This is a genomic window from Kribbella sp. NPDC004138, from assembly GCF_053603655.1.
Window position 1 is genome coordinate 45,958 of sequence record NZ_JBSGFZ010000033.1, and the last position, 24,334, is coordinate 70,291.

General features: G+C 69.5%; 24 protein-coding genes and 1 tRNA gene. 12 read left to right on the forward strand and 13 right to left on the reverse strand.

Features of this window, described 5'->3' with window-relative positions:
- Nucleotides 1-211 precede the first annotated feature (211 nt).
- Nucleotides 212-1,450 (forward strand): tyrosine-type recombinase/integrase, encoded by a 1,239-nt coding sequence (locus tag ACWEOO_RS36460; RefSeq protein WP_452146928.1) that lies wholly within the window; start codon nucleotides 212-214, stop codon nucleotides 1,448-1,450.
- Nucleotides 1,451-1,547: 97 nt separating this feature from the next.
- Here ACWEOO_RS36460 and ACWEOO_RS36465 read toward each other — a convergent pair.
- From ACWEOO_RS36465 to ACWEOO_RS36475, 3 genes are all read right to left on the reverse strand, one after another.
- A tRNA-Leu gene (locus ACWEOO_RS36465) sits at nucleotides 1,548-1,630 on the reverse strand.
- Nucleotides 1,631-1,655: 25 nt separating this feature from the next.
- On the reverse strand, nucleotides 1,656-2,198 hold the full coding sequence (def, locus tag ACWEOO_RS36470) for a peptide deformylase (protein WP_452146929.1): 543 nt from the start codon (nucleotides 2,196-2,198) through the stop codon (nucleotides 1,656-1,658).
- A complete protein-coding gene (locus tag ACWEOO_RS36475) occupies nucleotides 2,195-2,701 on the reverse strand; it encodes a glycine cleavage system protein R (protein ID WP_452146930.1) in 507 nt (168 codons plus the stop codon). Before ACWEOO_RS36475 ends, def begins: the two co-directional genes overlap by 4 nt.
- Nucleotides 2,702-2,805: 104 nt before the next feature.
- On the opposite strand from ACWEOO_RS36475, the gene ACWEOO_RS36480 reads away from it, so the two are divergent.
- Together ACWEOO_RS36480 and ACWEOO_RS36485 are read left to right on the forward strand one after the other, a co-directional pair.
- Complete coding sequence (locus tag ACWEOO_RS36480) at nucleotides 2,806-3,918, forward strand: sensor histidine kinase (RefSeq protein ID WP_452146931.1); 1,113 nt, start codon at nucleotides 2,806-2,808, stop codon at nucleotides 3,916-3,918.
- Between the two features lie 76 nt (nucleotides 3,919-3,994).
- Nucleotides 3,995-4,654: a response regulator transcription factor gene (locus ACWEOO_RS36485; RefSeq protein WP_363717739.1), complete on the forward strand. Its 660-nt coding sequence runs from the start codon at nucleotides 3,995-3,997 to the stop codon at nucleotides 4,652-4,654.
- On the opposite strand, the gene ACWEOO_RS36490 is transcribed toward ACWEOO_RS36485, so the two are convergent.
- From ACWEOO_RS36490 to ACWEOO_RS36500, 3 genes are all read right to left on the reverse strand, one after another.
- The gene (locus ACWEOO_RS36490) at nucleotides 4,651-5,112 is read right to left on the reverse strand and encodes a nitroreductase/quinone reductase family protein (RefSeq protein ID WP_452146932.1); all 462 of its coding nucleotides are present in this window, start codon (nucleotides 5,110-5,112) and stop codon (nucleotides 4,651-4,653) included. The genes ACWEOO_RS36485 and ACWEOO_RS36490 overlap by 4 nt on opposite strands.
- 85 nt (nucleotides 5,113-5,197) lie before the next feature.
- Nucleotides 5,198-6,505, reverse strand: a complete 1,308-nt coding sequence (locus tag ACWEOO_RS36495; RefSeq protein WP_452146933.1) for an NAD(P)/FAD-dependent oxidoreductase — start codon at nucleotides 6,503-6,505, stop codon at nucleotides 5,198-5,200.
- A 403-nt stretch (nucleotides 6,506-6,908) separates the two neighbouring features.
- Nucleotides 6,909-7,676 carry a class I SAM-dependent methyltransferase gene (locus ACWEOO_RS36500; protein ID WP_452146934.1) on the reverse strand — a complete coding sequence of 256 codons (768 nt, stop codon included), beginning with the start codon at nucleotides 7,674-7,676 and terminating at the stop codon, nucleotides 6,909-6,911.
- Nucleotides 7,677-7,950: 274 nt separating this feature from the next.
- On the opposite strand from ACWEOO_RS36500, the gene ACWEOO_RS36505 reads away from it, so the two are divergent.
- The 3 genes from ACWEOO_RS36505 to ACWEOO_RS36515 all read left to right on the forward strand — a co-directional run bounded on the left by ACWEOO_RS36505 (nucleotide 7,951) and on the right by ACWEOO_RS36515 (nucleotide 10,368).
- A complete protein-coding gene (locus ACWEOO_RS36505; protein ID WP_452146935.1) occupies nucleotides 7,951-8,718 on the forward strand; it encodes a DUF4118 domain-containing protein in 768 nt (255 codons plus the stop codon).
- 125 nt (nucleotides 8,719-8,843) lie between these two features.
- Entirely contained in the window at nucleotides 8,844-9,419 is a 576-nt protein-coding gene (locus tag ACWEOO_RS36510; RefSeq protein WP_452146936.1) for a hypothetical protein, read from the forward strand.
- A gap of 121 nt (nucleotides 9,420-9,540) precedes the next feature.
- Nucleotides 9,541-10,368, forward strand: a complete 828-nt coding sequence (locus tag ACWEOO_RS36515; RefSeq protein ID WP_359926542.1) for a Bax inhibitor-1/YccA family protein — start codon at nucleotides 9,541-9,543, stop codon at nucleotides 10,366-10,368.
- Between the two features lie 73 nt (nucleotides 10,369-10,441).
- Here ACWEOO_RS36515 and ACWEOO_RS36520 read toward each other — a convergent pair whose 3' ends face one another.
- On the reverse strand, nucleotides 10,442-11,653 hold the full coding sequence (locus ACWEOO_RS36520; RefSeq protein ID WP_452146937.1) for a cation:proton antiporter: 1,212 nt from the start codon (nucleotides 11,651-11,653) through the stop codon (nucleotides 10,442-10,444).
- A 113-nt stretch (nucleotides 11,654-11,766) separates the two neighbouring features.
- Here ACWEOO_RS36520 and ACWEOO_RS36525 point away from each other — a divergent pair, with 113 nt between their 5' ends.
- Nucleotides 11,767-12,849, forward strand: coding sequence for a VOC family protein (locus ACWEOO_RS36525; RefSeq protein ID WP_452146938.1), 1,083 nt, complete (start codon nucleotides 11,767-11,769; stop codon nucleotides 12,847-12,849).
- A 34-nt stretch (nucleotides 12,850-12,883) separates the two neighbouring features.
- Here ACWEOO_RS36525 and ACWEOO_RS36530 read toward each other — a convergent pair whose 3' ends face one another.
- Both ACWEOO_RS36530 and ACWEOO_RS36535 read right to left on the reverse strand, forming a co-directional pair.
- Complete coding sequence (locus tag ACWEOO_RS36530; RefSeq protein WP_355477090.1) at nucleotides 12,884-13,114, reverse strand: DUF4287 domain-containing protein; 231 nt, start codon at nucleotides 13,112-13,114, stop codon at nucleotides 12,884-12,886.
- A 115-nt stretch (nucleotides 13,115-13,229) separates the two neighbouring features.
- Complete coding sequence (locus tag ACWEOO_RS36535; RefSeq protein WP_452146939.1) at nucleotides 13,230-14,246, reverse strand: SGNH/GDSL hydrolase family protein; 1,017 nt, start codon at nucleotides 14,244-14,246, stop codon at nucleotides 13,230-13,232.
- A gap of 76 nt (nucleotides 14,247-14,322) precedes the next feature.
- Here ACWEOO_RS36535 and ACWEOO_RS36540 point away from each other — a divergent pair, with 76 nt between their 5' ends.
- Nucleotides 14,323-15,696 (forward strand): cystathionine beta-synthase, encoded by a 1,374-nt coding sequence (locus ACWEOO_RS36540; protein ID WP_359926530.1) that lies wholly within the window; start codon nucleotides 14,323-14,325, stop codon nucleotides 15,694-15,696.
- Between the two features lie 216 nt (nucleotides 15,697-15,912).
- Here the strand turns inward: ACWEOO_RS36540 and ACWEOO_RS36545 are convergent, their stop codons facing one another.
- Both ACWEOO_RS36545 and ACWEOO_RS36550 read right to left on the reverse strand, forming a co-directional pair.
- Nucleotides 15,913-17,364 (reverse strand): flavin-containing monooxygenase, encoded by a 1,452-nt coding sequence (locus tag ACWEOO_RS36545; RefSeq protein WP_452146940.1) that lies wholly within the window; start codon nucleotides 17,362-17,364, stop codon nucleotides 15,913-15,915.
- A 50-nt stretch (nucleotides 17,365-17,414) separates the two neighbouring features.
- A complete protein-coding gene (locus tag ACWEOO_RS36550) occupies nucleotides 17,415-18,641 on the reverse strand; it encodes a lactate racemase domain-containing protein (RefSeq protein WP_452146941.1) in 1,227 nt (408 codons plus the stop codon).
- A gap of 182 nt (nucleotides 18,642-18,823) precedes the next feature.
- On the opposite strand from ACWEOO_RS36550, the gene ACWEOO_RS36555 reads away from it, so the two are divergent.
- Nucleotides 18,824-20,203 carry an FAD-binding oxidoreductase gene (locus ACWEOO_RS36555; RefSeq protein WP_452146942.1) on the forward strand — a complete coding sequence of 460 codons (1,380 nt, stop codon included), beginning with the start codon at nucleotides 18,824-18,826 and terminating at the stop codon, nucleotides 20,201-20,203.
- Here the strand turns inward: ACWEOO_RS36555 and ACWEOO_RS36560 are convergent.
- Complete coding sequence (locus ACWEOO_RS36560; protein ID WP_452146943.1) at nucleotides 20,169-20,912, reverse strand: hypothetical protein; 744 nt, start codon at nucleotides 20,910-20,912, stop codon at nucleotides 20,169-20,171. The genes ACWEOO_RS36555 and ACWEOO_RS36560 overlap by 35 nt on opposite strands.
- Before the next feature lie 18 nt (nucleotides 20,913-20,930).
- Here ACWEOO_RS36560 and ACWEOO_RS36565 point away from each other — a divergent pair, with 18 nt between their 5' ends.
- Both ACWEOO_RS36565 and add read left to right on the forward strand, forming a co-directional pair.
- Nucleotides 20,931-21,410 (forward strand): NUDIX domain-containing protein, encoded by a 480-nt coding sequence (locus tag ACWEOO_RS36565; RefSeq protein WP_452146944.1) that lies wholly within the window; start codon nucleotides 20,931-20,933, stop codon nucleotides 21,408-21,410.
- Nucleotides 21,411-21,431: 21 nt separating this feature from the next.
- Nucleotides 21,432-22,514: an adenosine deaminase gene (gene add / locus ACWEOO_RS36570; RefSeq protein WP_452146945.1), complete on the forward strand. Its 1,083-nt coding sequence runs from the start codon at nucleotides 21,432-21,434 to the stop codon at nucleotides 22,512-22,514.
- Here the strand turns inward: add and ACWEOO_RS36575 are convergent.
- Nucleotides 22,511-23,386: an SDR family oxidoreductase gene (locus tag ACWEOO_RS36575; protein WP_452146946.1), complete on the reverse strand. Its 876-nt coding sequence runs from the start codon at nucleotides 23,384-23,386 to the stop codon at nucleotides 22,511-22,513. The genes add and ACWEOO_RS36575 overlap by 4 nt on opposite strands.
- A gap of 101 nt (nucleotides 23,387-23,487) precedes the next feature.
- Here ACWEOO_RS36575 and ACWEOO_RS36580 point away from each other — a divergent pair, with 101 nt between their 5' ends.
- The gene (locus ACWEOO_RS36580) at nucleotides 23,488-24,333 is read left to right on the forward strand and encodes an AAC(3) family N-acetyltransferase (RefSeq protein ID WP_452146947.1); all 846 of its coding nucleotides are present in this window, start codon (nucleotides 23,488-23,490) and stop codon (nucleotides 24,331-24,333) included.
- The last annotated feature ends 1 nt before the right edge of the window (nucleotide 24,334 follow it).

Here is a 24,334-nt window from a genome sequence, read left to right on the forward strand (position 1 = left end):
CCGAAGGATTCAGCCTTAGCACTAGTGCATAGATACCAATCAGATCCCCTAGCGGATTGGGCTGCCACGCCCACCAGGATGTTCGATCTGATCGCCAAGGGCGAGGTCAGCTCGGTGCTGATCGGACGTTCGCGTCGCGTGTCGGTGGATGCGCTGCGCGAGTACGCAAAGAAGCTTGAATCAACCGCGGCTTAGAGGGGAGGAAACCCAAGTGGCGCGTAACGCGAACGGTAGGTCATCGATCTACGAAGACGCAGAGGGCGTCTGGCACGGCTGGGTGACAGTCGGCATGAAGGCAAACGGCGATCCGGACCGACGGCACCGGCGCGGTAAGACAAGGACGGAGGTCACCAACAAGGTCAAGGAGCTGGAACGGCAGCGTGCTGAAGGCGTTGTTGCCGTCGCCGGGAAGGCTCCCACCGTCGCTGAATGGATCCGAACCTGGCTGTCGGACATCGCTCCCCGAACCGCGAGCGAATCCACGATCGAGTCCGTCTACCGTCCTCGGCTCGAGAACTGGGTGATTCCACGAATTGGCCGGCATCGCCTCGACCGACTGAAGCCCGAACACCTGGACGCTCTCTACATCGAGCTCGCTGACGCCGGGCTGGCGAGCAAGTCCGTTCTCATGGTTCATCAGCAGATCAGCCGATGCCTCAAAATGGCGGTACGCCGGAAGATCATCGGCGTGAACGTCGCCACGCTGATTGATGCGCCGAAGCACCGTGACGCCGAGATCGAAGCGTTCGCGCAGGAAGAGGCGAGGGCGATCCTTCATCAGTCTGCCGGAATGCGGAACGGCGCGCGGTGGTCAGTGGCGTTCGCACTCGGGCATCGGCAGTCTGAGGCGCTCGGTATGCGCTGGAAGTACGTCGACCTGGAGAAGCGGCGCATTCAGGTCTGGCAGCTGAAAAGGAAGCGGTTCTCGCACGGCTGCGCCGATCCACGAGAGTGCGCAGAGAGTCGGCACACCAAGAACTGCAACGCCGGATGCGCAAAGCATGCTCGGTACTGCCCAGAAAGACAGGGCGGCGAATGGGAGTTCCGGCCGCCGAAGGGTGGGAAGACCAGATGGAGCGCATTGCCGGAGGAGTTGATTCCCCAACTGCGCGCTCAGAAGGCCGCACAGTCGGCGGAACGACTCGCGGCGGGGGAGCTGTGGGAAGACTGGGACTTGGTCTTTGCCGGACCGACCGGGCGACCGATCAATCCGCGGCGCGACTGGGCCGAGTTCAAGAGCATGCTTCAGGCGGCCGGCCTTCGGGACGCTCGTCCTCATGACGCACGCCACACGGCGGCAACGCTGCTGTTGGAGCAGGGCGTAGACATCCGCGTCGTGCAGGAGATCCTCGGGCACTCGACCCTGGCTGTCACCAAGCGCTACACGCACGTGACGAGCAAGCTCGCTGAAGACGCGGCGGCCAAGATCGGAAAGGCTCTGTGGGCGTGATCCAGAGGGCAATTGCAACCGCTGGTGCAACCATCACGAGGCTCACGAAGCTCTGGCTTATATTACTGATCGCCTATCTACGCAGGTCAGATCAAGGTGCCCGGGACGGGATTCGAACCCGTATGCCTGTTAGGGCCGCGAGGTTTAAGCTCGCTGCGTCTGCCGTTCCGCCACCCGGGCTGGAGGCTCGGGATGAGAGTACTCGTTACTGGTAGACCTTTCGGGGGTACACGGCGTGGGCTCCGGCTACCCGGTCGAGGAAGAGTTTGCCGTTGCAGTGGTCGATCTCGTGCTGGAGGGCGCGGGCCTCGAACGCGTCGGTGGTGATGGTGAGCTGTTCCGTCGTACCGGGGAGGACTCCGGTGACGGTGAGCCGGGTGGCGCGTTTGACGTCGCCGGTGAAGTCGGGGACGGACATGCAGCCTTCGCGGGCCTTCTCGTTGCGGGAGGCTTCGACGACGACGGCGTTGCACAGGACGAAGACGCCGTGGCAGGTGCGGGTCTTCGGGTGATCGGTGACGTCGAGCGAGAACATCTGCGCCGCGACGCCGACCTGCGGCGCGGCCAGGCCGACGCAGCCGGGGGAGACCCGCATGGTCGCGACGAGGTCCGCGGCGAGCTGGATCATCTCCGGATCGAGCGGGTCGACGAGAGCGCCTTCCGTCGCCAGCACCGGGTGCGGGGCCCGGACGACCTCCAGAATGTTGCCCGCCACGTCCAGCCGGGCAGGTGACCAGTCAGTGATCACAGTTCGTCGCTCTCGGCCGGGCGCAGCGTGACGCCCACCCCGAGCTCCTCGGCGGTGATCTCGAGCGCCCGGTTCAGCGTCTGCAGTTCGGCGGTCGGCGGCAGCTCGACCTCGGCGGTGAGCACGTACAGGCCACCGCTCAGCCGGGTCGTCAGGTCGGTGATCGTGCCGCCGGCGGACGCGATCATCCGGGTCACGGCCGCGACGATCCCGGGCCGGTCGGCGCCGTGCACGCTCAGCATGTACGGCGCGCCGATCGGCGCGTGTTCGTGCTCGGGGCCCATCGCGCGGACCGTGATGACCAGCTCGCCGCGCAGCGGCTCGAGCGCCGCCTCCACCTCGTCGTACGGGCCGGCGCAGACGATCATCATCGCGAAGTGCCCGCGCAGCAGCGTCATCGTGGAGTCCTCGAGGTTGACGCCGGTACCGGCGAGGGCCTCGGTGACGTCGGCGATGATTCCCGGGCGGTCCGGGCCGATGACGGTGACTGCGAGCTGACTCATGCCCGGCAACCTACCGTCGACCTAAGTACCGAACCGCACCGACTTCGGTATCCGGACACCCGCAAACGCCCCGGAGATCGCTTACCCACCGCTACATTCATGCCATGAGCGAGCCGCGTCGTACCGCCCGCAACTGGGTTGTGGACAGCGTGTCGTTCGTCCTGGCGGTCCTGATCGGGCTGCTCGCCTACAGCGAGGGTGAGTCCGACCCGGTGTCGCGGACGCTGCTCGCGGTCGACTTCTGGTCGGGGATGGTGCTGTGCCTCGCCCTGTGGTTCCGGCGCCGTTGGACCGTCCCGCTGGCGCTTCTCGCGGCTGCGGTCTCGGTGTACTCCGACGCCGCGGCCGGGCCGGTGCTGGTGCTGACCATGACGGTCGCCGTCCACAAGCCGTGGCAGACCTCGATCTGGGTCTTCGCGGTGAACTGCATGGCCACGCTCAGCTACCTCCAGGTGCGGCACAAGGATGACTGGAAGACGCAGCTCATCATCGGCATCACCTTGTACGCCGCCATGGCCGGCTGGGGCTTCTACATCCGGTCGCGGCGACAGCTCCTGCAGACGCTGCGCGACCGCGCCGATCGGGCGGAGACCGTGGCGACGCTGCAGGCCGAGCAGGCCCAGCTCAGGGCCCGCGAGGAGATCGCGCGCGAGATGCACGACGTACTCGGGCATCGGCTGTCATTGCTGAGTGTCCACGCCGGCGCACTGGCGTACCGTCCGGACGCCTCGACCGAGGAGGTCGCCGGCGCGGCCGAGATCATCCGGGCGAGCGCACACCAGGCGCTGCAGGATCTCCGGGAGGTGATCGGCGTACTGCGGGCCCCTGTCGGCGAGCTGCCGCAGCCTGCGTTCGCCGATCTGCCCGCGCTGGTGGAGGGCTCCCGGGCGGCTGGCATTCCGGTCGAGTTGACGCTCGATGCGCCCGGTGCGCTTCCGGAACATGTCGGGCGTACGGCGTACCGGATCGTGCAGGAAGGTCTCACCAACGCGGTCAAGCACGCGCCGGGCGAACCCGTGACGATCAGCGTGACCGGTGCCCCGGGCAACGGATTGTCCGTCGAGCTGCGCAACCCGGCGCCGAACCGCCGGCGCGGCGACGGCCAGGGACTGAAGGGATTGAGCGAACGCGCCGCCCTGGTCGAGGGCCGCGTCGAACACGGCCGCACCCCCGAAGGCGACTTCCGCCTCCTCGCCTGGCTACCGTGGCCCCCGTGAGCGAGCGAAGCGAGGTCACCATCAAGCACAGCCCATCTTGTGCCTCATCCGCGCCCGCAGCGAAGCGAGGACGTGGATGAGTATTCGGGTGCTGATCGTCGACGACGATCCGTTGTTGCGGGCCGGGCTGAAGTTGATGCTGGGCGGCGCCGAGGACCTCCGGGTGGTCGGTGAGGCCGGTGACGGGTCCGGCGTGCAGGGGCTGATCGACCGGCTCGCGCCGGACGTGGTCCTGATGGACATCCGGATGCCCGGCACCGACGGCCTGACCGCGACCGAGACGGTACGGCGGCGCCCGGGCGCGCCCGAGGTCGTCATCCTCACCACCTTCGACGCCGACGAGCACGTACTGCGGGCCCTCCGGGCCGGCGCCGCCGGGTTCATCCTGAAGGACACCCCGCCCGCGGAGATCGTCGAGTCGGTACGCCGGATCGCGGCCGGCCAGCCCGTTCTCTCACCGGCGGTCACGAAACGCCTGATCACCCGCGTCGCCGACGCCGGCCAGGACGACCGCAAGGCCAGGGCCGCCGCCCGGCTCGCGGACCTGAACGACCGCGAACGCGAGATCGCCGTCGCCGTCGGCGAGGGCAAGTCGAATGCCGAGATCAGCGCGACGCTCTACCTGAGCGTGCCCACCGTGAAGACGCACGTCTCCCGCATCCTCACCAAACTCGACCTGAACAACCGCGTCCAGATCGCCCTCCTGGTCCACGACGCCGGCCTGCTGCACGACTAGCGCGGTTCGAGCACCACCACCTGGGTCGGTTTGGAGCGCCGCGCGGCCCAGGCGTCCAGCTTCTTGTCGATCTCCTGCCAGCGTGCCCACAACCGGTCCCGCTCGTCGCCCTGCGCGGCGCGGCCGCGCACCGACCGCGTCCCGTCAGCGACTACAACCTCGGCGTCCGGGTGCGCCTGAAGGTTGAGCCACCAGGCGGGCTCCGGTTCTTCCCAGCCGTTCATCGCCATCGTGACCAGGTTCGGCCCGTCCTCGAAGTACCCGAGGATCACGCTGCGCGGCTGACCGGTGCGCCGGCCGGGCACGGTGAGCCGCAGGGTGCCGTAGTGCTCGCGGTCCTTCGGCAGCGACAGGCCGAGCCGGCCGCCGCTGGCGTTGTAGATCCCGCGATGGATCTTCCAGGCCAGCCACTTCACCCAGTGCGGTGGCACCCACGCCGTCGGCTCCGAAGTACTCATGTCCCCCTCCAGACACTCGTAGCGTCCAGGGTGACAGAAGGCCGGGGCCTCCGGCGAGTTGGAGGCCCCGGCCGATCAGGTGGTGTTACGACTGGGTCGCGCGGCGGAACTCCTCGTTCGGGGTCTGCAGGCTGCCGAGGCTGGTGACCTCGCGGCGGAAGAACAGCGCCAGGGTCCAGTCGAGGATGACGCGGGCCTTCCGGTTCAGGGTAGGCACGCGGGACACGTGATACGTCCGGTGCAGGAACCACGCCAGCCAGCCCTTGACCTTCACGCCGTACAGCTGCGCGACGCCCTTGTGCAGGCCGAGACTCGCGACCGAGCCGACGTACTTGTGCTTGTAGTCCACCGGCGGCTGCCCGTCGACGACCCGGAGGATGTTCGCGGCGAGCCGGTCGGCCTGCCGTACGGCGTGCTGCGCGTTCGGGGCGCAGTACGCACCGGTCTCACTCGTGAGGTCCGGCACGGCGGCATTGTCGCCGGCGGTCCAGGCGTCGTCGACGCCCTCGATCCGCAGGTTCGCCAGGGTCTTGATCCGGCCCTTCTCGTCCAGCGGGAAGTCCGTGTTGGCGAGCGCCGGGTTCGCCTTCACGCCGGCGGTCCAGACGATCGTGTCGGCGTCGAACTCCTCGCCGTCGCTGAGGATCACGTGGCCCTTCTCGCAGGACTCCAGCCGGGTCTCCAGCCGGATGTCCATGTTCCGCTTGCGCAGCTGGTCCACGGTGTACTTGCCGAGGTCCGGGCCGACCTCGGGCAGGATCCGGTTGGTCGCCTCGACGAGCACCCAGCGCATGTCCTCGGGCTTGATGTTGTCGTAGTAGCGGGTGGCGTAGCGGGCCATGTCCTCGAGCTCGGCGAACGCCTCCACACCGGCGTACCCGCCGCCGATGAAGACGAAGGTGAGCGCGGACTTGCGCAGCGCCGGGTCGGGCTGCGACGAGGCGACGTCGAGCCGGTCCAGGACCTTGTTGCGCAGCGCGATGGCCTCTTCGACGTTCTTGAACCCGGTGGCCTCCTCGGCCAGGCCCGGGATCGGCAGCGTCCGGGCGATCGAGCCGAGCGCGACCACGATCTGGTCGTAGGCGAGCTCGTACTCCGGGCCCTCCTCGGGCATCACCTTGGCGACCTTGTGGGCGTGGTCGATCCCGGTGACGCGGCCGGTCACGACCCGGCAGCCCTTGAGGGTCTTGCGCAGCGGCACCACGACGTGCCGCGGCTCCACCGAGCCGGCCGCGGCCTCCGGCAGGAACGGCTGGTACGTCATGACCGAGCGCGGGTCGACGACGGTCACCCGGATCCGGCCCTTGCGAGCGGCGCGGCGCAGACCGTACGCGGTGTACATCCCGACGTAGCCGCCTCCGACGACGAGGATGTGCGGCACCTGGGCTGTCATGCGGTTCACTCTCCCTGAGTGGTTCTCCGACTTCATGTTCACTTCAACGCTAAACGCTCGTGAAAGATTTCACAAACCCTCTCGCGGGTGATCTCACCCACCGAACATCCCCCACCCGAGGGACTTCTCATCTCCTCATGGTGGGTTCCGGAGCGGGTGCCCACAAGGACCGCGGACTACGCGTCGGGCAGGCGGCGGACGGAGGCGGGGGAGTCGGCGGTGAACGGCGTACCGGTGCCACCAGCGCTGGAACCCGGCAGCCGCGCGGGCTGAGACCGGAACCAGCATCTGGAGACCTGATATTCCAGGTCTCCAGTCACCGGATCCGGTCTCAGGTCCCTCAAACTGGACAGGCGTTGGACGTTGAGGACCGGGGCGAGGCGGGTGAACAACGGATCGGTGGTCACGGCACCACCCTGCGCTCTTCGAGGCGCAGGCGGTAGATGGAGACGTGGGAGGGGGAGTCGGCGGTGAACGGCGTGCCGGTCCAGTCGGCGTGGCGGGATTCGAGGGTGAAGCCGGCGAGCTGGGCCATCAGGTCGAGTTCGGCGGGCCAGATGTAGCGGTGCGGGGAGCGGAAGAGCTGGGCATCGGTGCCCTCGCCGAAGTGGAAGTGGTGCGAGACGACGTGCTGCTTCAGTACGTCGTACGTGTCCAGCAGGATGTAGCCGGGATCGGCGACGCCGACGGTCGCGGGGGTGCCGGGCGGGAGGCGGCGCAGCTCGGGGACCCAGAGCTCGATCACGAACCGGCCGCCGGGGGACAGGTGGCGGGCGGCGTTCCGGAAGCACTCGACCTGCTCGTCCTGGGTGAGCAGGTTCGAGATCGTGTTGTACACCAGATAGACGAGCGAGAACTCGCCCGGTACGCGAGCCGTGGCCATGTCGCCGGCCACCACCGGAATCGTGTCCGCGTCCGCCTTCGTCCGCAGCCGGCCGAGCATCGCGTCCGACATCTCGATTCCGCTGACCGGCACGCCGTACTCCGACAGCGGTACGGCGACCCGCCCGGTGCCGATCGCGAATTCGAGTGCACGCCCACCAGCGGCAAGTCCGGCCAGCCGCTCCACGGTCGGGCCGAGGACGTCGGCCGCGAACATCCCGGTGCCCGGCGTGTCGTACCGCTCGGCCACGTCCGCGTTCCACAGCCGGTTCTGCTCCGAAGCGTTCATGACGTCCTCCTTGTCGTCCCCGCCGATCCTGACGAAGCCGAACCGGTCGTCGGGGTTGTCGCGCTCGACGTCCAGCCGCAGCGGTACGGCGCGACGCGCGGCCTCCGACTGGAGCGCGGCGATGATCGGCGTACCGGCCCGCCGGCAGCGTGGCGTCCTCAGCTGTTGCCGGCCGGATCCGGTACATGCACCTCAACCTAGGCGCACTGTCGGTGACAAGGCATCGGGTTTTCGGTGTCAGACCTTTGTGAGAACTGTTGATCCCGTGCCCGCGGTGAGCATCAATGGTGACGTGGAGAGATACCGCAACTGGGTACTGGCTGGTTCGCTGCTGGTTCCACCGGCTGTCTGCGCTCTGCTGGCGCCGTTCCGGGACGGATTCGACAACGCGAACGCGGCCTTGCTGCTGGTGGTCGTGCTCGTGGCGGTCGCCTCCTTCGGGTTCCGGCTTCCCGGCGTGCTCGCGGCCGTGTCGAGCGCGGTGTGGTTCGACTTCTTCCTGACCACGCCGTACAACACCTTCACCATCAACAGCCGAGATGACGTCGAGCAGACCATTCTGCTGCTGGTCATCGGTGGAGTGGTCACCGAGCTGGCGATCTGGGGCCGCAGACAACAGGCCAAGGCGTCCCGGCATCGCGGCTACCTGGACGGGGTGATCACGGTCTCGCAGGCGGTGGCGGCCGGCGGGTCCACCGACGACCTGATCGAGCAGGTACGCGCCGAGCTGACCGCCGTACTCGGGATCGACGGCGCGAAGTTCGTTGCCGGGGACAAGCAGACTCAGGCCCCGCGGCTGAACCCGGACGGCTCCGTGACGCGCGGGACCCACGTCCTCAAGGTCGAACGCGACGGCCTGCCGACGAACGCCGAGATCGAACTCACGGTCCAGCACGCCGGCGAGACCCGCGGCCGTTTCCTCCTCACCGCCGCCACCCGCGTCACCCGCCCCGACCTCGAACAACGCCTGGTAGCCATAGCCCTCGCCGACCAGGTAGGCGCCGCCCTCGCCACCCAGGAACCAACCCGTCCCCACCTCTGACCGCCCTGCGGGACCATCACGTCCTGGGTGGCCGCCGGTCCGGCGTCGTACCTGCCCGCACAGGTACGACGCCGCACGACCGGATCTTCGTGTAACGCCGGCGGCCGTGCGGCGATGAGTCGCATGTGAACGAGCAGGAATTCGCCCGCCGTGCCGGTGAGCTGGCAACCAGAATCGGGTACCCGATGCCGTCCGTCGAGTGGGCGGATCGCCGCGGGCGGTACGTGACGATCGACGAACGCCGAGTCTCAGCGCCGGTGCTGCTGATGCGGCCGGAGGTGGCTCAATGGTGCTCGAGCCTGCGGGACGTGATGATCGCCCAGACGATGCTGTGCGCCCGCTTCGGGATGTACCGCCATCACCGGCAGCTGAAGATCTGGGGTTTCGGGTTGACCGCCGCGGTCGCACTGGTGCTGGGGTTCCGGTTCGGTTCGTGGGCGTATGTCTGGCCGTTGGTTGCCTGGGCGTTGTTGACGGCGGCGTCGGCGATCTATGCCCGGCGGCTGTTCCGGAAGGTCGACCCCGAGCTGATCGGGATCTTCGGGCCGGCCGTCGTGCTGGAGGCGCTCGAGCAGCAGCGCTGCGCACTCACGCCCGCGAGCTTCCTCGGCTGGTTGTGGGGCGGTGCCGGGGTGCTTGCGGCCGAACGGATCAAGTGGCTACGGGGGTCGGTTGCCGGAAATTCATCCGTGGCCGATTGATTTGCCCAACTACTTTCCGCGGTTTTTGGTGGGGGAACAGCAGGGGGATTCTCAGATGTTGTTAAGGGTGGGACCGTAGTATCTCGATACGGCCCCGGATGTGGGTCATCAGGAGGAAGAGATGCAGAGCAGTAACCCGGTGCTGAACCGGTCGAGTGCGTTTGCGCCTGGCCAGGGCCAGGCCTATCCGGGGGCCGCTCCGTACGGTCAGCCGGGCCCCTACGGTTACGGCGGATCGGGTATGCCGCCGCAGCAGTACCAGGGGGCTCCGGCCGCGAGCCGCCCCATGACGCTGGACGACGTGATCGTGAAGACCGCGATCACCCTGGGTGTGGTCGTGGCAGCTGCCGCGGTCGCCTGGTACACGGTGCCGGACACGGTGGTGACCCCGGTCTTCCTGGCCGGTGCGCTGGTCGGGTTCGCGCTCGCCATGGTGCTGTCGTTCTCCCGCAAGGTGAACCCGGCCCTGCTGATGGCGTACGCCGTGGCCGAGGGCGTGTTCCTCGGGATCGGCAGCAAGTTCATCGCCAACTGGGTCGGTGACCCCGGCATCATCGTGCAGGCCATCCTGGCCACGCTGGTGACGGCCGGCCTGACACTGGCGACGTACAAGTACTTCGCGATCAAGGTGACGCCGCGGTTCACCAAGATGGTCATCATCGGCACGATGGGCTTCGCCGGCGTGCTGGTGATCAACCTGCTGCTGAGCCTGTTCGGCGTCAACACCGGGATCAGCGGAATGGGCCCGATGGGTCTGCTGTTCGCCGCGCTCGGCGCCGGTCTCGCGGTGTTCAACCTGATCCTCGACTTCGACATGGTCGAGCAGGGCGTCCGTCACGGCGCCCCGCAGAGCGAGGCCTGGCGGGCCGCGTTCGGCCTGACCGTCACGCTGGTCTGGCTGTACTGGAACATCCTGCGGATCCTCGCCATCCTCCGCGGTGGCGACTGACAGCGGGTACTGAACAACGGAAGGGCCGGTCCAGGTGGGCCGGCCCTTCCGGCTTTCTGACCCGCACCAAAGGTCACGCGTCTGCGTGCGGTGGGTCAGCCGGTGAGCCAGGTCCCGACGGCCGCCGGTTCAACGGGCCCTTCGTCGCCTTCCCCGCGACCAGGCCATGCCGGACGGCGATACCGCCGGCGACCGCGCTGACCGCGATCGTCACCAGCGCGCCGAGGATCAGCGCGGACGACTCACCCGGCTGCAGCACGTGCAACGACGTACCGACGGTGGCCGCGGCCACCGGGACACCGAGCTGGGCCGACGCCAGCGCACCCATGCTCAGCGGTTGCCGGGTGAGCATCCCGGACAGGTGACTGATCACGGCTCCGACGCCGAGCCCCGCGCCGACGGCGATGAACTCGGGTTTCGTGCCGAGCTCCCGCAGGTCGAGGGACGCCCCGAGCCACACGAAGAACACCGGGCCGAGAAACCCTTCGGTCAGCGCGAACAGCTGCCGGGCCAGCCGCCGCGGCTCCCCGACCGCAGCCACCGCGAGGCCGAGGACGAAGCCGGCCAGCATGATCGACACGTGCGCCGCGGTGGCCAGACCGGCCAGCGCGAACAGCACCACCAGGCTGACCCGCAGCTCGACCGCGAAGCGTCGGTCCTCGGAGATGGTGTGGACCCGATGCCGGACACCGGACCGCTCTGCCTTGTCCAGCAGGAAGAACACCACCACCCCGGCCGCGATGACCGCGAGCGCACCGAGCGCCGCCCGGCCCGCGTGCGGCGGATCAATGGCGAGTGGCAGCGCCACGATGCAGGTGGCGTCGGCGATCGCGACCTGGGGCAGTAGCTCGGTCACCGGCCGGCCACCGAGCCCCAGCGAGTCGATGATCGGCAAGATCAGCGCCGCGGACGACGACGCCATCAGGACGGCGTACAGCGCCACGTGGCCGGTGCCGAACACCGCGTCGAGCACGAAGGCGAGAGCGGTCGCGAGAGCGCCGGTGAGGACCGCACGGAGCAGTCCGGGGCGGATCGCCCGCCGCAGGCTCTCGTCACGGACCGGGACGTGAGTGCCGGCCACGAACATCACCAGGCCGAACCCGATGTCGGCGAGGAACGCGAACCGGGCGTCGGACGCGGTCAAATAGCCGATGCCGGTCCTGCCCAGGAGGACGCCGGCGGTCAGCTCGCCGAGCACGACCGGGACGTGCCAGCCGCGGCGCAACGCCAGCGCCGGTCCCAGCAGGCCGACCGCGACGACGACCGCCAGCATGGTGAAGCTCATCGCGCAGCCCCTTCCACAGACCGTCATTGTGCATCCGCGAGGTCACGGATCGGCGAGCGCGCGCCCGACGTTCCGGACGCGCACCGTCCGGTTCTGGCTCTACCGTGATCAGCATGACTGCTGTTTGGTACGACGCTGGCTCGCACGCCGCCGGCGCGGCGCTGGCCGCAGCCCTCCCGGCAACCATCGACGTGGACGTGCGGGCGACCGGCGTCCGCGTGCACACCGACGCCCTCCAGGAGGTCGATGCCACGGCCGCCGAGCTGGGACTGACGGCGGATCCCGCGGCGGTCCAGACCCTGCGGCTCGGTCTGGATGCGGCCGATCCCGCGACGGTGCGCTCGTTCTGGGAGCCCGTGCTCGGGTACCGGCGTGCGGGAGCCGGCTGTCTCGAGGACCCACTCCGGCGGGACCCGTCCTTCGCGGTACGGCGGCTCGACGCGGCGCGGCCGTTGCGCAACCGGATCCATGTGGATGTGGTGCGACCGGCGGCCGAGGTGACGCGCGCACGGGCGGGCCGCGAACCGACCGGCCCGTTCGGTGTGATGCTCGCCGACGACGAGGGCAACGAGGTCGACCTGGTGCCGGGGGATCCGGTGCCGGGGACGACGGACTGGTGCGCGCTGTTCGGCGCGATGACGTTCTACCCGCAGGCGACCGCGCAGTTCGTGGCAAGCGTGGCGGAGCTGGCTGACGCCGCTGGCCTACCGCTCCTGATCGACATCCGACCGGAAGGCGTTGTCCTGGACAGTGGGAAGGATGCGTGGGAGGACGGTAGCGGCGGCGCGGATCCGGCGTTCGCCGCGCTGGCACGGCGAATCGAGTCCGCGGCGGAGGACTTCGGGTTGCGGGCGGATCCCGCGCCGCTGCGGTTCGTGCAGTTCGGCATCGACGCGCTCGACGTACCGGCGATCCGCGCGTTCTGGATGCGGTTGCTCGGCTACCGGCCCGACCCGCGGCCGGACGTCACCGACATCTACGATCCGCGCCGGCTGAATCCGGTGCTGTTCTTCCAGCAACTGCAGGAACCTCGGCCGCAGCGCAACCGGATCCGGTTCGAGCTCGCCGTACCGGACCCGGAGGACAGGATCGCGTCGGCGGGTTGGCGGGTGCTGTCCGAGAAGCCTTACCTGGTGGCCGATCCGGAGGGCAACGAGGTGGTCCTCAGAACGACGAAGACCCGCCCTTCCACCTGAAAGGGCAGGTCTTCGAATTCTTCTCCTTTGCGGCTCAGCCCATTCGCCGGTGCGCCTTGACCAGGTCGTACTCGTGGACGATGGCGGTAGCGTGCCCGTGCGCGAGGGTGTACTCGCCGGCAAGCCATCTCACTCTGTCGTCGAAGCGCAGGAACGACGGTCCGTCGTTCATCAGCTGGAACCACTCGGTCATTGCGCGTCCGGTGCATCTGGGCACGGCCTCCACCAAACGCCGATGCGTCTCCTCGGAGTGGTTCAAGCCCATCTTCGCCTCCCGTCATCGGGGTACCGCGTAGTTATCGACTGTGCACCACCCGGCCGTCCGGAGGCAAGACTCCCGACATGAAAGTCCCCGCTCAGCGGACGCACAAGTCCGGCAACTACTGACCCACCGGGATCGCGTCCGTCGGCTCCTCCACCCGGTCGACCTCGGCCTTCGGATGGCGGCGGCGGTGGCGGAGCTCGGCCCACCGGCCCCGGGGACCGCGGGAGCGCCCGCCGACCTCGGTCGCGGCGACCTCGGTACCGGCCTGGCGCGCGGCCTGGACGGCGGCCTCGGCGATCGGCAGGATCGCCTCGCCGCGGAACGGCTCCGGGTGCACGAACGACTCGGTGCCGATGCCCATCGCGGCCGCCACCGACGGCAGCAGCGCCGCCGACGCGGCGGCGTACCCGGTGGCCGACGGGTGGAAGTTGTCCCGGCCCCACATCGACGGGTTGGTCCGGAACACCTCGCCGAGCAGCGAGCCGAGCGACACGGACCGGCCGCCTGCCTCGACCACTGCGATGGTCTGGGCGGCGGCCAGCCGGTGACTCAGGGACCGGGCGACCCACCGCAGCGGCGGCACGATCGGCCGGACCACTCCGAGGTCCGGACAGGTTCCCACCACCACCTCACAGTTGGCGGCGCGCAGCCGGCGGACGGCGGCCGACAGCAACCGGACCGAGGTCGACGGCGGCATCTTGGCCTTGACGTCGTTCGCGCCGATCATGATCGCCGCGACGTGCGGGCCGGCCTGCAGCGCGGCGTCGACCTGGGCCGCGAGGTCGGTCGACTTCGCGCCGGTCTTGGAGACGTCGACGAGGCGGACCGGCCGTTGGGCCAGCTCGGCCAGCCCGGAGGCGAGCAGCACCCCGGGGGTCTCGTCCGGCGAGTCGGTGCCGTACCCCGCGGCGCTCGAGTCGCCGAGCATGGCGAACGTGATCGGATGTCCTGGATACCGGCCGTACAGACCGTTGCCCGGAGTTGGGTAGTAGCGCATCGGTCCGATCACGCGTTTCGCATACTCGGCCTCAGCGGTCAGTACGCCGTACAACGTGGCACCGATGAGTCCGAGTCCCCCGCCCCCGAAAGCTGCGGCCTGGGCCAGCTTCTTCGCTTCCCTGGCTCTACTCATGAGTACAGGATTACACGCTGTGACAGCGACGCAAGTGAAAATAGGGGAAAGCCGTGCGTATCACTACAGTGAAGATGTGCGCTACGCAGAATCTCTCCTGGACCTCGTCGGCAACACCCCGCTGGTGAGGCTGTCCAAGACCACCGACGGTGCCAAGCCGCTGGTGCTCGCCAAGGTCGAGTACTTCAACCCCGGCGGCTCGGTGAAGGACCGGATCGCGGTCCGGATGATCGAGGCCGCGGAGGCCTCCGGCGAGCTCAAGCCCGGCGGCACCATCGTCGAGCCGACCTCCGGCAACACCGGTGTCGGGCTGGCGATGGTCGCCCAGCAGAAGGGCTACAAGTGCGTCTTCGTCTGCCCGGACAAGGTCAGCGAGGACAAGCGCAACGTCCTGAAGGCGTACGGCGCCGAGGTCGTGGTCTGCCCGACCGCGGTCGCTCCCGAGCACCCGGACTCGTACTACAACGTCTCCGACCGCCTGGTCCGCGAGATCGAGGGCGCCTGGAAGCCGAACCAGTACGCGAACCAGAACAACCCGCGCTCGCACTACGAGACCACCGGCCCGGAGATCTGGGAGCAGACCGAGGGCAGGATCACGCACTTCGTCGCGGGCGTCGGCACCGGCGGCACGATCAGCGGCACCGGGAAGTACCTGAAGGAGGTCTCCGGCGGGAAGGTGCAGATCATCGGCGCCGACCCGGAGGGCTCGGTGTACTCCGGCGGTACCGGCCGGCCGTACCTGGTCGAGGGCGTCGGTGAGGACTTCTGGCCCGAGACGTACGACCGCGACATCTGCGACCGCGTCATCGAGGTCTCCGACGCCGACTCGTTCGCGCTCACCCGGCGGCTGGCCCGCGAGGAGGCGATGCTCGTCGGCGGTTCGGCCGGGATGGCCGCCGCGGCCGCGATCCGGCTCGCGCACGAGCTCGACGACCCGGACGCCGTCATCGTGGTCCTGCTGCCGGATGGTGGCCGCGGCTACCTGACCAAGGTGTTCAACGACGACTGGCTGGCGCAGTACGGCTTCCTCGCGCACACCCGGCAGGGCACCACCCTCGGTGACGTGCTGGCCGGCAAGGACGGCAGCCTGCCGCCGCTGGTGCACACCCACCCGCACGAGACGATCGCCGAGGCGGTCGCGATCCTGCGGGAGTACGGCGTCTCGCAGATGCCCGTCGTCCGGGCGGAGCCGCCGGTGATGGCGGCCGAGGTGGCCGGCGCGGTGTCGGAGCGGACGCTGATGGACGCGCTGTACTCCGGCAAGGCGCGGCTGGCCGACATCGTCGAGCAGCACATGGACCCGGCCCTGCCGTCGCTGGGCGCCGGTGAACCGGTCGCCAAGGCGGTCGAGTTGCTCGAGGGTAGGGACGCCCTGATGGTTCTTGACGACGGAAAGCCGGTGGGCGTCTTGACCCGGCAGGACCTGCTAGTCCACCTGTCGGCCGACTGACCTCAGCGGTCCACGACTGACGGGATGATGGCGATCAGTGCCGTGATCACGATGCCGATCACGATCACTGCCGCTCCGGCGATCTGAAGGATTTCCATGTCTCAAGAGTCCTTCAGCAGCGCCCAGTAGACATCGGCCTCCCGGCCGGTCTTTCGCTCATCCCAAGGTCGTACGCCGGGTCGCCCGGACTCCTACTCCAGGAGTCCGGGTGATCACCTAATGGACGACGGCGAAGTCCGCGGGATCGAGCCGCCTGGTCCGTCGCCAGTACGCGAAGGTCCACTCCGGCCAGATCGTGGAGTTCCGCCCGGAACTGTCCAGGTACCAGCTGGTGCAGCCCGCATTCCAGACGGTGTCACCGAGTTCGCCCTGGACCTCGCCGACGAAGCGGTCCTGGACCTCCTCGCGGACCTCGACGTACGTCGCGTTGCGCCGCCGGAGCAGGTGCAGCGCCTGCATCACGTAGCGGACCTGGGCCTCGATCATGAACACCATCGACGAGTGGCCGAGGACCGTGTTCGGACCGACCAGCAGGAACAGGTTCGGGTACCCGGCGACCGTGATGCCGAGGTGCGCGCCGATCCCGTCGCGCTTCCAGTGCTCGGCGAGGTCGACGCCGTCCTTGCCGAGGATCGGCATCCGGGTCAGGTTGGCCGAGACGTCGAAGCCGGTGCCGAGCACGATCGTGTCGCAGGCCCGTTCGGTGCCGTCGGCGGTGACCACGCCGGTCGGGGTGACCCGTGTGATCGGGTCGGTGATCAGGTCGACGTTCGGCCGGGCGAGGGCCGGGTAGTAGTCGTTCGAGATCAGGATCCGCTTGCAGCCGATCTGGTAGTCCGGGGTCAGCTTCGCCCGCAGCTCCGGGTCGGTGACCTGCTTGTGCAGGTGCCGTTTCGCCTGCAGCTCGAGGCCTTTCATCAGCTTCGGGTTCCCGGCGAAGCCGGCGCCGCGGCCCTCGAGACCCCAGTAGATGGCGTTGCGGATGGTCCGCTGGCCGGCCGGGAACCGCTCGTGCAGCTTGCGTTCCCAGCCGCCGATCGCGCGGTCCGGCTTCCCGGTGATCCACGGTGGCGTCCGCTGGTACACGTCCAGGTGGGCGACCTGCGGGGCGATCTCCGGCACGAACTGGATCGCCGACGCGCCGGTCCCGATCACGGCGACGTTCCGCCCGCGCAGGTCGACCGAGTGGTCCCACTGCGCCGAGTGGAACGTCGTACCGGCGAAGGACTCGAGGCCGGGGAGGTCCGGGCGCTTGGGTTTGTGCAGGCTGCCGACGCCGGCGACCAGCGCCTGGGTCTCGATCGTCTCGTCGCCGTTGACCGTGACGGTCCAGTGGCCGGTCGTCTCGTCGAAGGCCGCCTCGGTGACCTCGGCGCCGTACCGGATCTTGTCCGCGATGCCGTACTTGCCGGCGCAGTGCCGCAGGTAGGCGAGGATCTCGTCCCAGGGCGCGAACATCCGCGTCCAGCGCGGGTTCTGCTCGAACGAGAACGAGTAGAGGTACGACGGGATGTCGCACGCGCAGCCCGGATACGTGTTGTCCCGCCAGGTGCCGCCGAGGTCGTCGGCCTTCTCCAGGATGACGAAGTCCTCACACCCGGCCTGCCGCAGCTTGATTCCCATGCACAGCCCGGCGAACCCGGACCCGATGATGATGACCTCTGCCATACCGCCCGAGGTTACCGGCCGGTCACCGCGCGGTGGAAGAGGTTCGCCGCCTACGCCTTGAGCCGGTACAGCGTCTCGCCGGCGTTCGGTACGACGAACGTTTCCGGGTCGGCCTCCCACGCGGCGAGGTCGACGTCGGCCGGATCGAGGTAGCCGAGGTTGGCCCGGCGGACGACGCCCTCGGGGATGCCGGTGGCGAGCGTGACCCGGACCCGGAGGTGCTCGCCGTTGACCGGGTCCCAGGTGCCGGCGCCGCGCAGGTGCGTGGAGTGCGCGAGGACACCCCAGTGCAGGTCGCGGAACTTGTCCCACTGGCCGAGGAAGTAGTCGCGGCAGTGGTAGCCGATCTCCTCGATCTCGGGGTGCATCGCGGCCAGTTGGGTGACGTGCGGCGCGTACAGGATCACCTCGCCGCCGTCCGCGACGATCGGCTCGACCTTGTAGAAGCCCTTGGCCGCGGTCCAGATGTCGGCGTACTTCGGCGGCATCACCGAGACCACGCGCCGCACCGGGTGGTCGAGGTAGCGGACGTGGGTCTGCGCGGAGATCCCGGCGGCCGCGCGCCAGGACGAGATCGTGTCACCGAACGCGACCGCGTGCAGCGCGTCGGTGCCGGACTGGGCGACCACCGACAGCGCGAGCTTCTCGGCCGGGATGAGCGCGGCGGCTTCGTCGATCAGCGCCCGGACCGGCGTGACACCCGGCGTACCGATGATGCTCGCGCTGGTGATCAGGGCGCCGAGCCAGTGCGAGAAGTCGATGACCTCCTGACCGGCGACGCCCGGGAAGAAGTACTTGTTGCCGCCGGAGAAGCCGACCACCTCGTGCGGGAACACCGGTCCGACGACCAGCGCGACGTCGTGCTCGACGACCGCGCGGTTGAGCTTCACCGGGACCTCGTCGCGCAGCATCTCGCCGGAGATCTCCCCGACCCGGTCCGGACCGATCGTGCCGAGGTCGGCGAACGTCTCGGGCTTCCACCACTCGTGGTTGATCACGTTCGGATAGTCACCGCCGAGGTGCTTGCGCAGGTCGTCCGGCGTCATCTCCGCGTGGGTGCCCAGGGCAACCAAGATCGTGACCTGGCTGTCCTTCAGGGATTCGGTGACCGCCTTCAGGAGCAGCGGCAGCGGGCAGCTCCGGGTGGCGTCCGGGACGATCACGCAGACACTCCGCCCGGCCAGGCCCGCGCCGGCCAGGGCCTCGCCGACGAACGCCGTCACCTCGTCCTCGGTCAGGACCTGACCCGCACCGCCGATCACCGCCGCATCAGTCACCCCTCGACCCTACCGACGGACGGCCGGTGATCACAGACCGTCTCGGGGCGTGATCGCCCGAAAGCCCTTGGTGGACACGCGATCACGTGACGCCGCGGTAACCGGCCGGGCGTTGACCCCGACCGGGCCGCGTTGCACGATCGGTGGATCACCTGGGGGAGTGAGCAAGGGGGAGTCCCACCATGTCCGACACGATCGAGCACGCTCGGCCCCACGGGTTCGGGGGAGTGGTGCTGCAGGACGGCGACCCGGCGTACGACGAGGCCCGGGCCGTCTTCAACGGGATGATCGACAAGCGGCCGGCGATGATCGCGCAGTGCGAGTCGGCGGCCGACGTCCAGGCGGCGCTGCGGTACGGCGTCGGCCGGGAGCTGGAGATCGCGGTCCGCGGCGGCGGTCACGGCGTGGCCGGGACGGCGGTCACCGACGGCGGTCTGGTCGTCGACCTGCGCCGGATGAACAGCGTCCAGGTCGACCCCGAGGCGCGGATCGCCCGGGTCGGCGGCGGCGCGACCTGGGGCGACTTCGACCGCGCCTGTACGCCGTACGCGCTGGCGACGACCGGCGGCCGGGCCTCGACGACCGGCGTCGCCGGGCTCACCCTCGGCGGCGGGTCCGGTTGGTTCGAGCGCAAGTGGGGCCTGGCCTGTGACGCGCTGGTCTCGGTCGAGCTCGTGACCGCCGACGGCCGGCTGGTGATCGCGGACGAGACCCAGAACCCCGAGCTGTTCTGGGCCTTGCACGGCGGCGGCGGGAACTTCGGCGTCGCCACGGCGCTGACCTTCCGCCTCCAGCCGTTGCCCACGGCCACACTCGGGTTGCTGCTGTGGCCGGGCGAGGCCGGGCCGCAGGTGCTGCGCGCGTACCGGGACCTGATCGAAGGCGGCGCGCCGGACGAGCTCGGCGGCGCGGCGGTGTACCTGACCGGTCCGCCCGAGGAGTTCGTCCCGGCGCATCTGCAGGGCAAGCTCCTGGTCGGGGTCGCCATGGTCTACGCCGGCCCCGAGGCCGACGCCCGCGAGGTGTTCGCGCCGATGTTCGCGCTGGCTCCGGAGGGCGTGATGGTCGCCGAGATGCCATACGACGTGCTGCAGTCGGCGCTCGACGATCCGCCGGGGTTCCGCAACTACTGGTCGGCCGAGCACCTGTCCGCCCTCCCGGACGCCGCGGTCGACGCGTTCTGCGACCGGGTGAGCGACATGCCGAGCCCCTCGCCGTCACAGCAGCTGATCGCGCCCTGGGGCGGCCAGGTCCTGCGGGCCGCGGACACGTGGCCGTTGCCGCACCGCAAGTCGGCCTGGGTGGTGCACCCGTTCGGCCTCTGGGAGGACGCGGCCGACGACGCGCGGGGGATCCGCTGGGCCCGTGACCTGTGTGCGGACCTGCAGGAGTGGGCCACCGGCTACGTGTACCTGAACTTCATCGGCAACGAAGGGCAGAGCCGCGTGATCGCGGGCTTCGGCGAGGACAACTACCGGCGGCTGGCGCGGGTGAAGTGCGAGTACGACCCCGAGAACGTCTTCCACCTCAATCAGAACATCGAGCCCGGGTGGCCTTGCTGACGCGTGACCACTGCACGGCGGCGATCACGGCGTACGCGATCGCGCCGAGCGGGAACGCCCAGAACCGGAAGAACGGGAGCTGGCCGGTGACGGCGGTCGCGGCGAACACCACGCCGAACGCCGTGAGGCCGGCGACCGTTCCCCGGCGGCGGGAGTCGAGCGCGGTGCTCGGCAGCGGGCCCATGTGCCGGTCGAGCACGGCGCCGAACGCGCTCAGGCCGACGAGCGCGGCGACGAGGAACAGGAAGGCGCCCGGAAGACTCCCGAAGACGATCGCCGCCGCGTTCAGGAGCGTGAGGAACGCGAATGCGACCGCCATGTCCAGCGCTCCGTACACCAGGTGCGATCGGCGGCGGCGGTTGAGGTCGTCGCCGCCGGTCCTGGTCGGGCCGGGGTCGCCGCCGAGCCGCCGTACGGTCAGGATCAGGCCGGTCGCGATCAGGACCAACAGCAGGACGCCGACCACGGACAGCATCACCGAGCGGGTCGTCGACATGTACTGACGGACCTCGTCGCCGGACACGCAGCTCGCCGAGGGCGGGAACCAGCTGGTCCGCGGCACCGCGTCGACGGCGCCGACCTTGCGCGCGCAGTCCTCGCCGGGGTCGTACCAGTTCGGCATCGACAACGTGACGACCGTCGTCCACACCAGCCCGCCGACCAACCCCACTCCGAGCAGGGATCCCGCCCGCCGCCGTACCCAGTCCACGGCCCTACCCTCTCATCCGTGGACTCCTACCTCTCCGGGCTCCGGCGCGACGTCGGTTCCCGGCTGCTGTTGCTGCCGGGCGCACAGGTCCTCGCGATCGACCCGGACGGCCGCATCTTGTTCCAGCGAAGCCGCGACTCCGGCCGGTGGGAGCTTCCCGCGGGCGGCGCCGAGCCGGGCGACAGCTTCCGCCGTACGGCGGCCCGCGAGTTCACCGAGGAGACCGGGCTGGGCGTGGCCGAGGACGACCTGGTGCCGTTCGCCAGCCTGTCGCGCGCCGACGTCCACACCCTGACTTATCCGAACGGCGACGTCGTGCAGTGCTTCGCGCTCTGCTTCGAGACCCGCCGCTGGACCGGCACGCTCCGTCCCGACGAGTCCGAGGTCGTCGAAGCCGGCTTCTTCGCGAGCCCACCCGCACCCTTGCACCCACCGACCGAGGTGGTGCTGCGCCTGCACGCCGTCTATCGGGAAACGGGACTCTTCCAGGCTTGTTAGGTTGCCGTCATCATCGCAGGTATGACGACGTTCGACGCGCTGCCGAAGGTGGAGTTGCACTGTCACCTGGAGGGCACGATGCGGCCGGCCACGGTGGTGGAGCTTGCCAGGCGCAACGACGTACCGCTGCCGGTCGCGGAACCCTCGGAGTTGTATCGGTACGACTCCCTCGACGGCTTCCTGCGGGTGTTCTGGCTGGTGCAATCGACCCTGGTCAGGCCGGAGGACTGGAGTCGGTTGGCGTACGAGTCCGTGGTGGACGGGGCCCGGCACGGCGTCGTGTACCGGGAGGCGTTCTTCACCCCCGCGCGACACCTGGCCGACGGGCAGGACCTGGCGTCGATCGTGGCCGGTCTGGACGAGGGACTGTCCGCGGCTGAGGCGGAGACCGATGCAAGGTGCCTTCTGATCGCCGACATGGATCGCGCGTTCGGGCCGGCGGCCGGGCTGGAACTGGTCGAACGGCTCGCTGCGCTGCGCCGGTCCGGCGCCCGTGGGATCGAGCGGGTGCTCGGCATCGGGATGGATTCGACGGAGCTGGGCATCGATCCGGCCTCGTACCTACCGGCCTACCAAGCGGCCCGCGCGGCCGGTTTCCGGCTGACCGCGCACCAGGGCGAGAACTCGCCGGCCTCCGCGATCGCCACCTGTGTCGACGTCCTCGGCGTCGAGCGCATCGACCACGGCCTGTCGGTCATGGAGGACCCCGAACTGGTCCGGCGCCTCGCGGACACCCGGGTCCCGCTGACGGTGTGCCCGACCTCGAACATCCTGATCGCGAACGCGTTTCCGCGGCTCGAGGACCACAGCTATCCGCAGCTGCGTGCGGCCGGCCTGCTCGCGACCGTCAACACCGACGACCCGGCCCTCATCGACCTCGACCTCGCCGCCGAGTACGACGCCGTCGCCGCGGCCTTCGGCTACTCGTGGCAGGACATGGTCGGCATCTCCCTCGACGCACTGGAGGCGAGCTGGCTGGACCCCGAGCAGAAGACCCGCCTCCGGAAACACATCACTTCAACGGCGTCCCGCAAGGCGAGCTCCGGATCTCCGGGGGCCACTTCCCGGGCGGACGGGAACGCGATCCCTGGCACCGGACGCTAGCTCTGAGCTGCCTGCGCGCGGAGGAAGTCGGTCGTCGGGTGCGGGACGATTCCCCTGCTGCGTAAGGGCTCGTCGGTCCACGGCACGTCCTGCAGGGAGAACAGCAGGCCGATGCCGAGCACCGACGCGACGGCCTCGTTCCTTCGGCTGAGGAGTTTGATCGCCGGCCGGGCGACCGGCGCTGGCAGCCGCTGCACCTTGAGCTTGCGCTGCAGGAGGTTCTCCGCGAACGCGATCGCTTCGGTGCGGCTGAGCGCCTCCGGTCCGCCGAACTCGATCAGCTCCGGCGGATCGGTCTCCACCGCCACCGCGGCGATCAGCGCCGCGACGTCCGCCGTGCTCACCCAGCGGTGCTTGGCGTTCCCGTTGCCGATCACGCCGACCTTGCCGTGGGCGAGATCGAACCGCCCGAGCGGCCCGAGGTGGATCTCCTGGAACGCGTCGGGCCGGACGACGACGTACTGCAGGGCGGATCGTCGCAGCCGGTCCTCGACGGCGAGTTTGGCGTGCTCGATCGGTACGCCGAGTCCCGCGTCCACTCCGGCGTACGAGACGTAGACGAACCGCCGGACGCCGGCCTTCTCGGCGGCGCCGACGAGCGCCAGCATGCCGAGCTCGTCGGTCTCCCGGATCGACGGTCCGCGCACACCGGCCAGCAGCCGCCCGATCGCGGTGGCCGTCGCCACCACCGTTTCCGTCCCCGCACACGCTTTCCGCAGGCTCGCGGGATCGGTCAGATCACCCGCGACCACCTCCGCCCCGGGAATCCCGGCGCCGGAACGCACCAGGCACCGTACGTCCACCCCACGCTCGACCAGTTCCCGAACGACCTGCCCGCCCAGCTCTCCGGTCCCGCCGACCACCAGCATCATGGCAACCACCCCTTCTCCGACGGTCCACCCTCGCCGACTGTCCGCGCAACAGTCCGGAAAATGCGAGGCGGACCGGGGGCCGCGGATGGGATATTGCCGGGATGCGCGCAACGGAGGCAGTGACCGGAGCGGATCTCGTCGACGGGCTGCGGCAGCTCGGGCTCGACCGGACGTCCGAGGTGATCGTGCACTCGTCGCTGAGTTCCTTCGGGTACGTCGACGGCGGCGCGGAGGCGGTCTGCGCGGCGCTGACCGAGGTCTGCGGGACCGTGCTGATGCCGGCCGGCACCTGGGACCTCACCGGGCTCCCGGCACCGCCCGGACTGGTCCGCCCGCACAACGCCTACTGGAACGCGGACAGCTGGTCGGACTTCGACCAACGGTTGTCGCAGGCAACCAGTTTCCGTCCGGAGCTCCCGATCGACCGCTGGCTCGGAGCGATTCCGGAAACTTTCCGCCAGACCTGCTCGCCGTTCCGCACCGGACATCCGCTGTTTTCCTACCAGGCCGCCGGTCCGGCCGCCGAGCGGCTCCTCGAAGCCCAGCGCCCCGACTGGCCGCTGGGCCCGATCGAGGCCCTCGACGGCGACGTCCTGCTGCTCGGCGTCTCCCACACCTCGAACACCACGATCCACCTCGCCGAGCAGCACCTCGGCCGCTCCCGCTTCTACAGGTACGCGAAATCCGCCGACGGCCTGTGGGTCGAGCTCCCGAACATCCCCGGCGACAGCCGCGAATTCGACGCCGTCGAGCCGGTCCTGCGCTCCGCGACGAAGGAGGTCCGGATCGGCCAGGCCCGGGTCCGCCGGATCCCGAAGCAGGCGGTGCTCGCCGCGACCCGCCAACTCGTCGAGGACGACCCCGCCGCACTGCTCTGCACCGACGACCCGACCTGCCGCTGCGCGGCGGCCCTGCAACAACGCCTGGCGTTCCTCGCCGCAGCCTAGG